The following is a 14,728-nucleotide window of genomic DNA, read 5'->3' on the forward strand; positions in this document are numbered from 1 at the left end:
CTCGCGAACTTTTGCATAGTTTGTTAGAGTGAAGTTATGTCGATCATCAAGGAGGAAAAAATGGCTGTAAATTTATATGATCTCGCATATGAAATGGAGAAGTCACTGCGTGAAAGTCCAGAATACACTGCACTGAGAAAATTATACGAAGAGGTAAATGCAAATGAAGAAGCAAGAGGAATCTTCGAAAATTTTCGTAATGTGCAGATGAGATTACAAGAGAAGCAAATGACGGGCCAAGATATTACTGAAGAAGAGGTACAGCAGGCTCAGAAGACTATGGCACTCGTTCAGCAGCATGGGCTCATCTCGAAATTGATGGAGGCTGAGCAAAGAATGAGCGTGGCTATTGCTGATATCAATAAAATCATCATGAAGCCGCTTGAAGAAATGTATGGTACGGTCGAAAATAATTTTTAAAGCTTTTAAGTGCCAGTCATCTTCCCTAGAGAAGATGACTGGCACTTTTTTTCTGTTTCTTGCTCTTTAGCAGGCAATAAAGAGGAGTTTTTAAAGCCTTGTTCTAAAGCCTGTTTCCTCTTCATAATTTTTAAAAAGGACAACGTGAGGGGGGAATGGAAATGGCTTACCGTTTATTAGCAATTAATATAGATGCATTTGCCGGCCAAAATAAAGGGCGGATAACAAGGTCCACAAAGGATGCAATTCATTATGCCCGCAAGAAAAAAGTATCGGTTTGTTTTTACTCCAACCGCGAATTGCCGTTTGTAAAGAAAACGGCAAAGTCTTTAATCCCGGAAAGCTGTTTGATTGCTCATAACGGGGCTTATATAGCTTCTGAGCTTGATAAGCCTGTTTATATTCAGCGGGTAAATGAAGAATCCACGCATGAAATGGTTCAATTTCTAGAGTCATTTGATTGCCGGATCACATTGTCGACTGAAAAATTTTCTGTCAGCAATAAAGGGAGAATGCCAGCGACGTTAGTCAAGCGCAGCATGTGGCAGCGCACTCAAAAGTTTCTTTACTCCCAATACTTCGTTAATTCCTTATCTGACCATTTATTTGAGGAGCCGATTTCACCTTTGTCCATTCAGGTCACTTTCTTTAAATTTGGAGAAAGAGACGAGGTATGGCAGGCATTGAAAAATATGTTCAACGAAGTATCTTTTCTTAAGAAAGGAACAGATCAAATCGAAATCACTGCTTTCGGAGTGACGAAATGGAACAGCATTTTATATTTGGCAGAAAGAATGATGATTCGCCGCTCGGAAATCGCTGTTATCGGTGTGGATGAAGATGATGAAGAGGTCGTAAGAGAAGCAGGCATCGGAATCGTTATGGGTGACGCACCGGAAAATGTTAAGCAAGCAGCTGACTGGATCACAAGGACAAAAGAAGATGACGGGATTGCTTATGTGATTAAAGAATTGCTTAGACATCAAAGAAGAAGCGCAGAGGAAGAAGTGAATAAATTCGATTAAGCGGCGAAACCATGCCGCTTTTTTTCATGATTTGTTTTAGTAAACTCTGTCTTGACCACAGGATAATGGATTCAGTATGCTAAGGGAAGGAAAAAGAGAAAGGTGAATGATCGTGTTAATTTATATAAAAGGATTGGAAGATGAACGCTTTGTACGTCCACTTCAATTGATCGCTAACTTATTTTTTGAGGAAACAGAAATTTGTATGAATGAGCACCCTGATCAGGAACTCGTTGTTAAAATTGATTTGACCTACGAGAAGGAACAAATTGTTTCCTCAGCAGTTTTGCTAGCAGGCAAGCAAGAATACCGAGCAAGCTACGGGAAGGCTGTAACAGCTGATGATGAGAAGGAGCGTTTTAAGCAAGTAAAGAATATCGTCTCTCATGTGTTTCTCCATGTGCTTCAGGACTATACGAAAATCACACAAAAATGGGGCATTTTAACAGGGATGAGACCGACAAAGCTGCTTCATAAGCAACACCAGGCTGGCGTACTGGCAGAAGAATCGCGCCGAAAGCTTCAAGAAGAATATATGATTACTGAAGAGAAAGTTCAATTAATGGAGAGAATCCTCGACCGTCAGCTTACGATGGTTCCAGACTTATATAAGGTAAAAGATGAAGTCAGCATTTATATTGGCATTCCATTTTGCCCGACAAAATGTGCCTATTGTACGTTTCCGGCCTATGCCATTCAAGGAAAGCAGGGGAGAGTATCCTCTTTTTTGAGCGGGCTTCATTATGAAATGGAGCAGATTGGTCGATGGCTGCGAGAGAAAGGCGTTAAAATTACCACTGTTTATTATGGCGGGGGGACACCAACAGCTATTACGGCAGAGGAAATGGATGAGTTATATGAATTGATGTATGATGTGTTTCCGGACGTGCATAACATCCGGGAAATCACAGTAGAGGCGGGGCGTCCAGACACGATTACTCCGGAAAAATTGGACGTATTGAAAAAATGGAACATTGATCGCATTAGTATTAACCCGCAATCCTACACTCAAGAAACATTAAAAGCCATTGGCCGTCACCATACTGTCGAAGAAACGATTGATAAGTACCATCTGGCAAGAGAGCACGGGATGAACAATATAAACATGGACTTAATCATCGGTCTTCCTGGAGAAGGCACCGCTGAGTTCGCACATTCTCTTGCTGAAACAGAAAAGCTGATGCCAGAATCTTTAACCGTTCATACCCTTTCATTTAAACGTGCTTCTGAAATGACGCTTAATAAAGATAAGTACAAAGTGGCAGATCGCACAGAAGTAGAAAAAATGATGAATATGGCAGAGGAATGGACGGAGGAACATGACTATGTTCCTTACTACTTGTACCGTCAAAAAAATATTCTTGGGAATTTGGAGAATGTTGGCTATTCAAAGCCGGGGCAGGAAAGCATTTATAATATTATGATCATGGAAGAAGTACAAACCATTATTGGTATCGGATGCGGAGCAGCGAGCAAGTTTATTGACCGGGAGACAGGGAAGATTGAACACTTTGCAAATCCCAAAGATCCTAAAACCTATAATGAACGTTTTGCAGAGTACACGGAAAAGAAAATTAATAAATTGGATAAATTATTTTCATAATTGTTCAGATGTTATACGACTCAGGTGTATTTAAAAGAACCGCTAACTTTTAAATAAAAAGACTTTATACCATTTAGCAATAACAAATGGTATAAAGTCTTTTCCTTTTGTTTAACTCACTTGGATAATAGGGTGTGTCATCCGAAAGCTTCTCTTACGGCAGTAGTGCGCTTCATTCGTTTATTTATATTTTATGGCTGAGACGAAACGAAAAAGGTCCTGTGGTTATACCATTTGGAAGGGTGGAGGTCTTTCATTGTGCTAGATAAAAGAGAGAAGAGCAAGCTTTGGGGACAGGAGGAGAGCGTAAAAGGAAGATAAGCTGCTTCAGCTGTGTCTGAGCAGCTTATTGATTTTTACACATGAAATAAAACGAGCTTGCCAAACGGTGAGGTGCAGCGGTGGGTATAGTCTTCATACGCATGCTGTTGAAGCAGCTGTTGCCCTCGTTCTTTTGCTTCTTCATCGTTCTGGGCCTCAAACGATTGGTCGAGTAACTTTTCCCCATTTTTTTCAAAGACCGTTAATTTATAAACCATCTTTTCCCCTCCCTATAGTTGCTTCCTATTTATTGTACACAAATTTAGAACTTTTCAAAATATTTTATAACAAAATAATTTTATGGAACTTTTTAGGGATTTGCGCGTATGGTTAAAAGGGGAGTGATAAAATATGCTTATTCTAGAAAACGTAACCAAAAAGTTTAATGACTTCACCGCAGTCGACGATTTGTCTTTGCAAATTCCAGAGAGAGAGCTATTTGGCTTTCTGGGTGCCAATGGAGCGGGAAAAACAACCACTTTTCGCATGATTTTAGGGATCTTACAGGCGAACAAAGGAATGATTCAGTGGAATGGACAACCAATTAATTATAAAGCGAGTCCTCTTATAGGCTATTTACCTGAAGAAAGAGGGCTTTATCCAAAGATGAAAGTGAAAGATCAAATTATCTACTTGGCCCGTCTTCGCGGAATGGATAAAAAAGAAGCTGCAGCTGAGGCGGACCATTGGTTGGAACGCTTTCATGTCCCGGATTATGCAGGAAAGAAAGTGGAGGAGCTATCAAAAGGGAACCAGCAGAAAATCCAGTTTATTTCCTCTGTTGTTCATAAGCCGCAGCTGCTTATTCTTGATGAACCGTTCAGCGGTCTCGATCCCGTCAATGTTGAATTATTGAAGGAGGCCGTGGTGGATTTAAAAGAAAACGGAACGACAATCGTATTCTCAAGCCATCGAATGGAACATGTGGAAGAGCTTTGTGAGAATTTATGTATGATGCATCGCGGACGTCCGGTTGTTCATGGCAGGCTTCGTGAAATTAAGCGTTCATTCAGCAAAAAAAATGTAGCTGTTCAAGCAGATTTTGATCTTGAATTTTTAAAGGATCTACCCGGAGTCCTGCGGGCAAAAAGAACAGCGGAAGGCATGCTGCTGCAAATCGCAAAAGAAGAGACGTCTCAGCACATCTTCTCCGCTTTGCAAGGAAAAGGGTTTGTCACCAAGTTTGAGCTGGAAGAGCCATCACTTAACGACATTTTTATTGAAAAGGCGGGGGCTTCCTATGAATAATTTTTGGATGATACTTTCACAGTCTTACATAAATAAATTTAAGACAAAGGCATTTATCGTGACGACGCTGCTTGTGGCGGTGGTCATTATTGCTGCAGCTAACATGGAGCAGATTTTCTCCTATTTTGATGATGATAATAAGGAAACGAAAATTGCGGTTATTGATAAAACAGGAACGATGTATGAGCCGTTTAAGGAGCAGCTTGCAGCCGTAGCAGATCATTTAACCGTTATACAAACAGACCAAACAGAGAATCAATTAAAGAAGGAAGTTGGAGAAGGAACATATAAGGGGTATCTATTGTTAGAGAGGACAGGAGATGGGCTGCCAACAGCTACATACAAAGCAGAAAATATAGCTAATAGTCAAATTACTTCTGGCATTAGGCAAGCGTTGCAATCTCTAAAAACAATGGAAGTAGCGGGCAGGTTGCAATTAACAAGTGAGCAGATACAATTATGGAATGCACCGGCTTCGTTTGATACGATTGCTCTAGCAAAAGGCGCCAAATCAGAAGAAGAGTTAATTCAGGCACAGATTCTGGTATATGCTCTCTTATTTTTCATTTATTTCTCTGTTATTATGTATGCCAACATGATCGCTTCTGAAGTAGCGATTGAAAAGTCTTCCAGAGTAATGGAAATTTTGATTTCGAGTGTATCGCCGGTCAAGCAGATGTTTGCCAAAATACTAGGCATCGGTCTTCTCGGCCTTACTCAATTAGTTATTTGGTTTGCTGTTGCTTATATAACAATATCTAATCAGCCTGAAGGATCACTTATCGGCTCACTCGGACTAAAATCTATTTCTGTTTCTATGATTATGTATGCGGTTCTCTTATTCATTCTTGGCTACTTTTTGTATGCGACCATAGCTGCATTGCTTGGATCGCTCGTTAGTCGACTTGAAGACGTTCAGCAGATGATGACACCGCTAACTCTGCTTATAATGGTCGGCTTCTTTATTTCCATGTACGGTCTCAGCAATCCGGAGTCTCCATTAATTACAGTTACTTCTTATGTGCCGTTTTTTACACCGATGATTTTGTTTGTCCGCATTAGCTTGCTTAGTATTCCTGTATGGGAAGTAGCACTCGGCTTCGGTATTTTAATCGCGGCTATTCTTGTTTTTGGTGTCATCGGTGCCCGTATTTACAAAGGCGGCGTTTTAATGTATGGAAAGTCCAACTCGTTAAAGGATATGAAAAAAGCAATAGAGCTTTCAAGAGATAACTGATTTATTCCAGATCCCGCACAGAGCAATTATTCCAAAAGCTGTTATGTTATAATTAGCTCACGAATATTAAGGAGGGGAAGCAATTTGCAAGGGATTACCCATTATGAAGCAGGGCAAAGCGTAGAGAGTTATTTATTAATTAAATCAGTAACGAAGAGTATAGCGGTAAATGGAAATCCCTATTTAACGCTTATCTTGCAGGATAAAAGCGGTGATATTGAAGCGAAGCTCTGGGATGCGAAGGAAGAGACAGAAAAACAATATCAGCCCCAAACGATTGTCAAAGTAAAGGGAGAAATTCAAAATTACCGTGGTCGAATGCAGTTGAAAATTCGACAAATTCGACCAGCCAACCCGCAGGATGGAAAGCAGGTTAGTGAATTTATTGAAACAGCTCCGCTCAGCCAAAAGGATATGGCAGATATGATCACTCAGTTTATTTTTGAGATGGAAAATCCTCATATCCAGCGTATTACCCGTTTTTTATTAAATAAATACCATACAGAATTTTTGGAGTACCCAGCAGCAACGAAGAATCATCATGAATTTGTTTCGGGTCTAGCTTATCATGTCGTGTGCATGCTTAAGCTGGCAAAATCTATTGCTGACCTGTATCCTTCTCTGAACCGCGACTTGTTGTACGCTGGTGTTATTTTGCATGATCTGGGAAAAGTAATTGAGCTATCAGGTCCGGTTTCGACTGTTTACACCATAGAGGGGAACTTGCTCGGCCATATTACGATCATGGTAAATGAAATTGGCAAAGCGGCGGAAGAACTCGGGATCGAAGGGGAAGAGGTTACTGTTCTAAAACATGTTGTACTTTCTCATCACGGCAAAGCAGAGTGGGGAAGCCCGAAGCCGCCAATGGTTAAAGAGGCCGAAATTCTTCACTATATTGATAATCTTGATGCGAAAATGAATATGCTAGACCGTGCATTGGAGCGCACAAAGCCGGGAGAATTTTCCGAGCGCGTATTTGCTCTTGATAACCGGGCCTTTTATAAGCCGCATTTTTCTTCTTAACATGTCCAAATTTGGGCATGTTTTTTTCTTTGCATGAATACACTGGTTACAAATGCGGACAAGAAAGGGGATCAGGATGATTATTCCATTATGGATTTATGCAGTAGTAGCAGGGATTTTGTTCAGCGCATTTATGACGATTAAGACATCAAGGGCAGACAAAAAAGTAGATCAGGAATTTATTGAACAAGAAGGACAAGTTTATATACAAAGAATGGAGAAAGAGCGGGAACTAAAAGCTAAAAATTAAAAAAAGCGTCTGTCCTGTAAATAATAAGTATTTACAGGACAGACGCTTTGATCATCTTTATTTTTCTGATTTTTTGTCAGAATCGGATAAACCTTCAAAAGCGCCTTTTAAATCTTTATCTTTTACTTCCACATCGGCCGCTTTCATCTCTTTATCAAGCTTTTTCTGCATAGTTGCTGAATCTGCTTTAGAGCGTTTTAATTCCTTTGTTAATTCAGCTTTCATTTCCTTAAATGGTTTTTTCTCTTTTACATCTGTGATTTCAATAATATGGTAACCATAGTCTGATTTGATTGGCTCACTGATTTGTCCTTTCTTCAAGGTACTGAGTGCTTTTGAAAACTCTGGAACAAATTGTGCACGTCCCTCGTTATCCACCCAACCAAGTTCTCCGCCATTCTGGGCAGATTGTGTATCAGTGGAGTATTCCTTAGCCAAATCCTCAAACTTCCCGCCTTTGGCCAGCTTGTCTTTTACTTCTTTCGCTTTCTTTTCATCTTCTACTAGAATGTGCCGCACTTTAACTGGCGCTTCCCATTTATCGTAGTATTCTTTTACTTGTTGATCTGTTACTTTAATATCAGCGAGCGCTGCTTTTTCTCTTAAAAGTTCAAGCTTTAAGAACTCTTTGAAACCTTTTTCATCAAGGTTATATTGAGCCAGGAATGCTTCGTATTGTGAGCCAAGCTGTTCCTTCGCTTTTTTAGTTCTTTATCCAGCTCTTTATCCGACACCTCATATTTCTCGGAAAGCACCTTTTTATACATAGCCTCCTGAAGCGCTTGCTCCATTTGCGGAGAGTACTTTTCCTTCATAGCATCGTATAATTCTTGTTGTGTAACATCGCCTGCTTTCGAAGTAGCAACAACATCATTTCCTCCGGCGCCGCATCCAGCTAGGCCGACAGCCCCTGCGAGTAAAGAAGCAGACAGGATCCATTTTTTCATTTCTTAAACAACTCCCTGATTAATCAGCCGGCCTTCAATGCAGCAACGGCTTTTTCAAATTTTTATACAGGACATACTATATCATATTTTTAAGAAGCAGCCAAAAAATTCAATTCAGAAAAGTAAAAGAATCTCGTTTGCCATAGAAATAAAAGCTGTTTTATTCACTAAGTTGCATTCTTTTCGGCTTACATAAAAAGAGCCAGCTTCATAGAGCGGCTCTTTTATGTAAACAAAATTTCCACATAAGAGGAAATCAATAAAATAGTAATGTAAATATTGATCGTGCGAAAAATTTTAGGGTGGCGTTCTTCGGGGATCTCTTTTTGAACGCAAAGAATATTAGTCATACGATTGATATTATATAGAATCAATGCTGAAAAAATAATAAATACGGTAATAACGGAGATCACTTTATCCCCCTCCCTTTATGTTCATATGTAATAAACATAACAAAAATTATATTAAAAAGATAGAAAAATAGTTGAAAGCAGAGAAGAGATTCTCTGCTTTACATGTAAGGGATAATGACTAAATGAGCCAGCATCTTATTGAGGGATAAGGATTTCATACCCTCTGTCGTGTTCTTCAATGACTGCATATTTTGGCGAAGCAGCCATCGCTTTTAAATAAAGCAAATCAATTGCACACATGCCTGTGTGGAAAGCAGCAAGCATAGTAAAATAGTGAATATAATGAGGAAACATTACTCCACAAACGAGCAGAGCTGGATTAACTGTAAAGAAGGGGAGCAAAAGGCTCACCATAAATGTTTTTTTAGGAACAGGCTGCTTTATGTTAATCGAAATAATTGGCATACAAAAACAAGTGATTTTGCATTGGCATTTCATTTGCCGCCAATAGTGCAAAATCGGCAGAAGATGAATAAGTTTATGAAGCGGATAAATGGCTAACAAAGCTATAAGAAAAAATGAAAATAACCTGAATACAGTGTTTTCGAAAAGAGCGATTGCATGAGAGCAAAGCTGAAGGAAAAAACCAGCATGGTCAGCAAAAGAGAAAATATGAGGATTTTATTGGATCCGTATCTCTTTTCAAAATCAAATGTACGCCAGCATTTCATCGGAATCATCCCTCCGTTTGACGTTAAAACTGCTATTGCCTAATCACTTTACGATGTGCTCGAAGAAAAATCAAGCCGTTTTTTATTAAAATTAAGTAAAGTTTTGAGGCAAAGCAAACGGGAGGGTGGTTAAAGAAAAGAAAGTGAGAGCTTTCCGTCAAAAGGGGAAGCTCTTAAACTTTTTGTTCAAGCTTTTTTTTTCGCAATTTACCATCTTCTTCATCGAGATCTTCACCGATATTATTCATGGACTTTTCAAATATATCAACGAAGTCTTCGCCGTAAATATTTTTTACAATGGACATTACTTCCATCATATCGGGAAACTTACCGAATAATTCACGCAGCGGCGCGCTGCCTGCAAAGACAGAATTGGCATTGGGATCAAAGTCTTCCATCAGATCAAGCAAAAGCCTTTCTCCTTCTTCAGTGATTTCCACGTACGTATTCCGCTTATCAGTTTCCTTTTTAGAGAATCTTAAATAACCTCTCTCTTCTAATTTTTTTGAAAAATTAAAAGCGGTGGAGACATGCATAACTCCGAATTTAGCAATATCAGAAATAGATGCTCCTTTTAAATGATAGGCGATCCAGAGAATATGATGCTCGTTAATATTTAAGTCATAGGGCTTAATCCAGCGCTGCCAGTCTTTTTCTATTGCTTTCCATAATGCTTTGCTTAATTGAGCCATTCGTTGGCTGAAAATAAGCGCTTCTTTCATTGAGTATTGATGATTTGTCATTTTTGCACCTTCTTTTCCGAATTCTTTCACTCCTAATTGATAGCCAGTTATAGAGATTATTAATATTATTATGCCAATAAAGTAAAAAATAATAAAGATATAAATTAACTAAATTTTCGAAAAAAACGGAGAGCCTTTGTTGGCTCTCCATTTACTTTCTGGCGGGCAGCGTTTTTTGCAAGTCTTCTACAGTTTTTTGTACCTCAGCAATATCTTTCTGTAACTTTTCAATATTTGGTTCTGTACTTTCTTTCCAGATTCCTGCGCTCACCTTCAAACCGTTTGCTACTTCGCCAATATTGTCCTTGCTGACGTCTTTTAAATGCATCACAGCTTGTTTGACTTGCCCAATATCTGTTTTAATGACGCTGGCATTGCTTTTTAAGCTTGCCTGTGCTGTTTTTAACCTTTCTCTGGCTTGTTGGCCCGACATAGGAGTGTTGAGCAAAGTAGCAGCTGCTCCGGCGGCCGTGCCGGCAATCATGCCTATTAACAATGATTTTTTATTCACTTTTTTCACCTCTTGTTAGATTATAGTTCTCCTTGAATAGATAAAGTTTCTTTAATTTGATGGGGACAGGTACATTGCCAACTGGAAGGTGCATAGTATGTAAAAGGACCCCGCTTTGCTATATTTCCCTTAAGCAACGAAAAACAAACGGTTGATTCTCGTTAAAGGAGTGTCACAGATGGAAGGGATCATCTTTGGATTATTTGCGCTGAGTTTTATCCTTCTGATTAGCATGATCCATCATATCCGTTCTATATGGAGGCCAGGCATTTCCATGTCAAGACCTATGTTAATTCAAAGAGCTCGCACTCTTGGAATTGCAGGGGGCTTTATTTTAGTCATTGCAGTGCTTATGCTGTACTGGTGATGGACGTATATCACAAAAAGACTCCTTTGTTTTAAAAGGAGTCTTTTTGGACTGTTTACACCTGTTCGACCAGGTTTGAGCGCTTTAGCACAGATTGTACAATTGGATAGATAACTAGCATGACCACAGCGTTTACAGCCGAGGCAGGCAATACAATTGTAAGAAATAAAGCAGCAAATGGACCTGGAAGGCCGACAATAGCGAGTGCAGAACCCAAGAAAACGACTCCGGAAACAATCGTGCCGATAGCTGTTAAAACAACCGCTCCGAAAGTATTCTTGCTGTACTTGGCAAATAGAATGAATAAACCATAAAAGACAAGGGCAGTAACTGGTTTATCAATCATATTAGGAATCAATCCGCCTGGAAAAGAAGTGGTTAAGCCGGAAATCACTCCGGTTACAAGGCCGGCCAACAGCACACTTTTCACATTTGGAAACAATAAAATTCCTAAAAACATCATTGTCAGCATCATATCGGGTTTCATTCCAAGGAATAGTCCGGGCATCACGGTGTGTAAAACAGCCCCCATGCCTATTAACAGTGACAGGGTAACTAAAGATTTTGTATTCATTTCTCATCTCTCCTCTTCTCATCTCATCTCAAAACAGCTTCTCCTGACATACGCTAGTTGTTGTCAGCGAAAAGATAGTATAAGTATAGCACATCGAAAAGTGCTAAGGAAGCTGAATATTCTGTCAACCAATCAGCTTTTTTTCTCCTCTTTAAGCGGTAGTTTGAATATGGGACGAGATTTCTTTAGCAATTTCCTGAAGCTCCTCGCCCGTATGATTCAGGTCGTTTACCTTAAAAATAGGATGGAATCCATCTTCACGCCCAAAGCGAGGAATAAGATGAATGTGATAATGGAAAACCGTTTGGCCTGCTGTCTCGCCATTATTGTTTAAAATATTTAACCCTTCAAGGTTGTAAGCGGCTTTAAGCGCTTCTGCAACAATAGGCACACGTTGAAAGAGGCGGCTTGCTTCTTCCGGAGAAAACTCAAATATGTTCTTCTTATGATTTTTTGGGATGAGCAATGTATGGCCTTTTGTTACCTGACTGATATCTAGAAAAGCGTACACTTCTTCATCTTCATACACCTTGGCAGAGGGAATTTCTCCGTTGATGATTTTACAAAAAATACAATCGCTCATTTTCTTCATCCTTCCTATGTATAATTGCCAAAATTTTATCATAAAAGATATATTTATTAAATAGACAAGTATAGAAGGGGCACTTAACAATGAGATTCTGCTAATATTTTGTTAAAATAAGCGTATGACTTTACGAGAAAGGACGTTTTTTTATGTCTTTATTAACGGTAGAAGGACTAGTTGGCGGCTACACCCGCAAGCCGGTACTGAACGATATTTCCTTTTCAATTAATCAGGAGAGCATCGTCGGGCTGATCGGTCTGAATGGAGCGGGAAAGAGTACGACGATTAAACATATTATCGGCCTCATGGAGCCGAAAAAAGGGAAGATTTCCATTAACGGACTTTCTTTGCAGGACAGCCCAGAGAAATACCGGCGTCAATTTTCCTACATTCCAGAAACACCGATTTTATATGAAGAGCTGACGCTTGAAGAGCATATGAAATTAACTGCAATGGCATACGGTCTCACAGAGGAGGAATACAAACGGCGCATTGGTCCACTACTAAAAGAATTCCGGCTTGATTCAAAAATGAACTGGTTTCCCGCTCATTTCTCAAAAGGCATGAAGCAGAAAGTAATGATTATGAGTGCTTTTTTAACAGAGCCTTCTCTTTATATTATTGATGAGCCGTTTGTTGGTCTGGATCCATTGGGCATTCAATCGCTGCTTGAGTGGATGAAGCGAATGCGCAATAGTGGTGCGGGCATTTTAATGTCAACCCATATACTGGCGACAGCGGAGAAATATTGTGATTCCTTCATTATTTTACACAACGGAGAAATCCGAGCACAGGGAACAATTACAGAGCTTCGTGAGCAATTTCAAATGCCGGGTGCTTCTCTAGATGACATTTATATTCAGCTGACGAAGGAAGAAGAGCAATGAGGCAAGTAGAAGAGTTATGGAAATCAAGAATAGCCGCTTATTATTCAGAGTTGCGCAAGTACCTGCGCTACATGCTGAATGATCATTTATTATTTGTCCTTGTATTTGGTCTCGGTGCCGCCTTATATTATTACAGCGGTTGGGTAAAGACATTGGGTGAAACATTTCCGGCGCCGTTCATCATGGCTGTTTTTTTAGGCGCACTGCTTTCATGGAGCCCGGTATATACATTTCTAATGAGAGCGGATACGGTCTTTTTACTACCGCTTGAAGAGAGAATGGTTCCTTACTTTCATAAAGCTATCTGGACGAGCTTTCTGTCCCAGAGTTACTTATTGATTGCGGCGCTTGCTTTGTTTATGCCACTGTATACGCAGGTAAGAGGCGGCTCTATGAAGGTTTTCTTCTTTTGGCTTCTCCTCCTTGCTATCATAAAGGTCTGGAATTTAGTTGTTCGCTGGCATGTGCTTAAAATCCAAGAAAAAGAGAGCAGACAGATTGATTGGGGAGTCCGTTTAGCTTTGAACATATTGCTGCTTTACTTTGTATTTTCAAAGGCAGCTGTCCTGTTTGCCTTAGCAGTGGCTGTTGTTATGGCTGCTTATTATCTCTATTTCCGGAAAATATCAAGGCGTATGGCATTGAAATGGGAAACACTCGTGGAACTAGAAGAGAAGCGGATGGCTGCTTTTTACCGGATGGCTAATTTATTTACCGATGTTCCTCATTTGCGGGGAACGGTCAAGCGCCGGAAATGGCTGGACAAGTTGCTCGGCTACATACCATTTGATCCAGCAAACACGTACACGTATCTATTCCGACGTACATTTGTCCGAATGAACGAGTTTTTTGGACTGTACGTTCGTCTTACGGTCATTGCAGCACTTATTATTTGCTTTAGTGGACAGGCTGTATTGCAGCTCATTATTGCTTTGCTGTTTATCTATTTAACAGGTTTTCAGCTCTTGCCAATGATCCGCCGCCATGAAACAAAGATATGGGTATCCCTGTATCCGGTCTCTCCTGAAAGAAAAAGTGCTTCATTGTTAGAGTTAATCGGCCGGCTGCTCTTATTGCAGGCGATTATTTTCGGCTTAGCGGCATGGGCAGGCCATTCCGTGAGTCAAGGGGGCATTGTCGTTGTAGCTGGAATAGTATTTGCTTTGTTTTTTGCAAAGATGTACGCGCCAGCACGGCTGCGTAAAATGTTTCGATAACCAGCCTAAACAGCCTGACACCGAAAAACACGGGTGTCAGGCTGTTTTTTGCTGCCATTCTATTTTAGAAAAAATGAAATTAATCATTTCCATTAGGGACAATATACGTAGTTATATAAGAAGGGCTTGAGAAAATATGCGGCTGTTCATTTACGCCTGCTTCTGGTTTTTTCATCTCATGGGCTTGTTTGAATTCTTTAGAGTCCTTCCAGTTTGTGAATGACTCCCGATCTTGCCACTGTGTTAAAATAACGTAAGTATCAGAATCGAGCGGCCGAAGCACACGAATAGCTATAAATCCTGGCGTATTCTCAATCGCCCGCGCCCTGCCTTTAAAGCGATATTCGAAAATAGGGCGTCCTTCGTCAGTAACAGGGATATTATTACATACAACGAAGCCGTGATCGGCTAATTCTCCCGACGTGTCGATCACTTCATATTTACGAGGGGATTGGAATACTGTTTTATTATTTGTTTCATGAAGAAGGGTAGCACCTTCTGCATTCTCCATTAAAAGGATTTTTTCAGATGCGTGCTTTTCCTGTAACTTCTTCATGAAGTTATATGTGCCGGTTGTTATGAAAATATACATGCTTCCACCTCATTCAACAATAGTTAATTATTCTTTATTATATTACTTTACACTTAGTTACTCTTCTCTAAACTATTGTATGGGCAAAAA

19 protein-coding genes and 1 pseudogene are annotated in these 14,728 nt (G+C 39.9%); 11 read left to right on the forward strand and 9 right to left on the reverse strand.

Annotation, left to right across the window (positions count from 1 at the left end):
• The first annotated feature begins 60 nt into the window (after positions 1 to 60).
• The 3 genes from CJ483_RS17860 to CJ483_RS17870 all read left to right on the forward strand — a co-directional run bounded on the left by CJ483_RS17860 (position 61) and on the right by CJ483_RS17870 (position 3,048).
• A complete protein-coding gene (locus CJ483_RS17860; RefSeq protein WP_120036438.1) occupies positions 61 to 420 on the forward strand; it encodes a YlbF/YmcA family competence regulator in 360 nt (119 codons plus the stop codon).
• Between the two features lie 161 nt (positions 421 to 581).
• Positions 582 to 1,445, forward strand: a complete 864-nt coding sequence (locus CJ483_RS17865; protein WP_182917095.1) for an HAD hydrolase family protein — start codon at positions 582 to 584, stop codon at positions 1,443 to 1,445.
• 112 nt (positions 1,446 to 1,557) lie between these two features.
• The gene (locus CJ483_RS17870) at positions 1,558 to 3,048 is read left to right on the forward strand and encodes a coproporphyrinogen III oxidase (RefSeq protein WP_120038136.1); all 1,491 of its coding nucleotides are present in this window, start codon (positions 1,558 to 1,560) and stop codon (positions 3,046 to 3,048) included.
• Positions 3,049 to 3,404: 356 nt separating this feature from the next.
• Here CJ483_RS17870 and CJ483_RS17875 read toward each other — a convergent pair whose 3' ends face one another.
• Positions 3,405 to 3,587 carry a YhzD family protein gene (locus tag CJ483_RS17875; protein WP_120036440.1) on the reverse strand — a complete coding sequence of 61 codons (183 nt, stop codon included), beginning with the start codon at positions 3,585 to 3,587 and terminating at the stop codon, positions 3,405 to 3,407.
• Positions 3,588 to 3,720: 133 nt separating this feature from the next.
• Between CJ483_RS17875 and CJ483_RS17880 the strand changes: the two genes are divergently transcribed.
• The 4 genes from CJ483_RS17880 to CJ483_RS17895 all read left to right on the forward strand — a co-directional run bounded on the left by CJ483_RS17880 (position 3,721) and on the right by CJ483_RS17895 (position 7,130).
• Complete coding sequence (locus CJ483_RS17880) at positions 3,721 to 4,617, forward strand: ABC transporter ATP-binding protein (protein ID WP_120036441.1); 897 nt, start codon at positions 3,721 to 3,723, stop codon at positions 4,615 to 4,617.
• Complete coding sequence (locus CJ483_RS17885; protein WP_120036442.1) at positions 4,610 to 5,854, forward strand: ABC transporter permease; 1,245 nt, start codon at positions 4,610 to 4,612, stop codon at positions 5,852 to 5,854. Before CJ483_RS17880 ends, CJ483_RS17885 begins: the two co-directional genes overlap by 8 nt.
• 84 nt (positions 5,855 to 5,938) lie before the next feature.
• Positions 5,939 to 6,880 (forward strand): 3'-5' exoribonuclease YhaM, encoded by a 942-nt coding sequence (yhaM, locus tag CJ483_RS17890; RefSeq protein WP_120036443.1) that lies wholly within the window; start codon positions 5,939 to 5,941, stop codon positions 6,878 to 6,880.
• Positions 6,881 to 6,956: 76 nt separating this feature from the next.
• Positions 6,957 to 7,130, forward strand: a complete 174-nt coding sequence (locus tag CJ483_RS17895; RefSeq protein ID WP_120036444.1) for a sporulation YhaL family protein — start codon at positions 6,957 to 6,959, stop codon at positions 7,128 to 7,130.
• Positions 7,131 to 7,187: 57 nt separating this feature from the next.
• Here CJ483_RS17895 and CJ483_RS17900 read toward each other — a convergent pair.
• From CJ483_RS17900 to CJ483_RS17910, 3 genes and pseudogenes are all read right to left on the reverse strand, one after another.
• Positions 7,188 to 8,077, reverse strand: a pseudogene (locus CJ483_RS17900) (peptidylprolyl isomerase).
• 224 nt (positions 8,078 to 8,301) lie between these two features.
• Complete coding sequence (locus tag CJ483_RS17905; RefSeq protein WP_259455818.1) at positions 8,302 to 8,487, reverse strand: hypothetical protein; 186 nt, start codon at positions 8,485 to 8,487, stop codon at positions 8,302 to 8,304.
• Between the two features lie 138 nt (positions 8,488 to 8,625).
• A complete protein-coding gene (locus CJ483_RS17910; protein ID WP_182917096.1) occupies positions 8,626 to 8,994 on the reverse strand; it encodes a DUF3267 domain-containing protein in 369 nt (122 codons plus the stop codon).
• Between the two features lie 57 nt (positions 8,995 to 9,051).
• Here CJ483_RS17910 and CJ483_RS24645 point away from each other — a divergent pair, with 57 nt between their 5' ends.
• Positions 9,052 to 9,204 (forward strand): hypothetical protein, encoded by a 153-nt coding sequence (locus tag CJ483_RS24645; RefSeq protein ID WP_182917097.1) that lies wholly within the window; start codon positions 9,052 to 9,054, stop codon positions 9,202 to 9,204.
• A gap of 130 nt (positions 9,205 to 9,334) precedes the next feature.
• Here the strand turns inward: CJ483_RS24645 and CJ483_RS17915 are convergent, their stop codons facing one another.
• Positions 9,335 to 9,904 (reverse strand): HTH-type transcriptional regulator Hpr, encoded by a 570-nt coding sequence (locus tag CJ483_RS17915; RefSeq protein WP_120036447.1) that lies wholly within the window; start codon positions 9,902 to 9,904, stop codon positions 9,335 to 9,337.
• A 151-nt stretch (positions 9,905 to 10,055) separates the two neighbouring features.
• Positions 10,056 to 10,415: a YtxH domain-containing protein gene (locus CJ483_RS17920; protein WP_120036448.1), complete on the reverse strand. Its 360-nt coding sequence runs from the start codon at positions 10,413 to 10,415 to the stop codon at positions 10,056 to 10,058.
• Between the two features lie 178 nt (positions 10,416 to 10,593).
• Here CJ483_RS17920 and yhzF point away from each other — a divergent pair, with 178 nt between their 5' ends.
• Positions 10,594 to 10,782: a membrane protein YhzF gene (gene yhzF, locus CJ483_RS17925; RefSeq protein ID WP_120036449.1), complete on the forward strand. Its 189-nt coding sequence runs from the start codon at positions 10,594 to 10,596 to the stop codon at positions 10,780 to 10,782.
• A gap of 55 nt (positions 10,783 to 10,837) precedes the next feature.
• Here yhzF and CJ483_RS17930 read toward each other — a convergent pair whose 3' ends face one another.
• The gene (locus CJ483_RS17930; RefSeq protein ID WP_120036450.1) at positions 10,838 to 11,356 is read right to left on the reverse strand and encodes a tryptophan transporter; all 519 of its coding nucleotides are present in this window, start codon (positions 11,354 to 11,356) and stop codon (positions 10,838 to 10,840) included.
• 151 nt (positions 11,357 to 11,507) lie between these two features.
• Positions 11,508 to 11,939, reverse strand: a complete 432-nt coding sequence (locus tag CJ483_RS17935; protein WP_120036451.1) for an HIT family protein — start codon at positions 11,937 to 11,939, stop codon at positions 11,508 to 11,510.
• 152 nt (positions 11,940 to 12,091) lie between these two features.
• Here CJ483_RS17935 and CJ483_RS17940 point away from each other — a divergent pair, with 152 nt between their 5' ends.
• A complete protein-coding gene (locus tag CJ483_RS17940) occupies positions 12,092 to 12,829 on the forward strand; it encodes an ABC transporter ATP-binding protein (RefSeq protein WP_120036452.1) in 738 nt (245 codons plus the stop codon).
• Positions 12,826 to 14,046 (forward strand): ABC transporter permease, encoded by a 1,221-nt coding sequence (locus CJ483_RS17945; RefSeq protein ID WP_120036453.1) that lies wholly within the window; start codon positions 12,826 to 12,828, stop codon positions 14,044 to 14,046. Before CJ483_RS17940 ends, CJ483_RS17945 begins: the two co-directional genes overlap by 4 nt.
• 79 nt (positions 14,047 to 14,125) lie before the next feature.
• Here CJ483_RS17945 and CJ483_RS17950 read toward each other — a convergent pair whose 3' ends face one another.
• On the reverse strand, positions 14,126 to 14,638 hold the full coding sequence (locus CJ483_RS17950) for an antibiotic biosynthesis monooxygenase family protein (protein WP_120036454.1): 513 nt from the start codon (positions 14,636 to 14,638) through the stop codon (positions 14,126 to 14,128).
• Positions 14,639 to 14,728: the final 90 nt, after the last annotated feature.

It is taken from the genome of Bacillus sp. PK3_68 (assembly GCF_003600835.1).
GTDB lineage: Bacteria > Bacillota > Bacilli > Bacillales > Domibacillaceae > Pseudobacillus.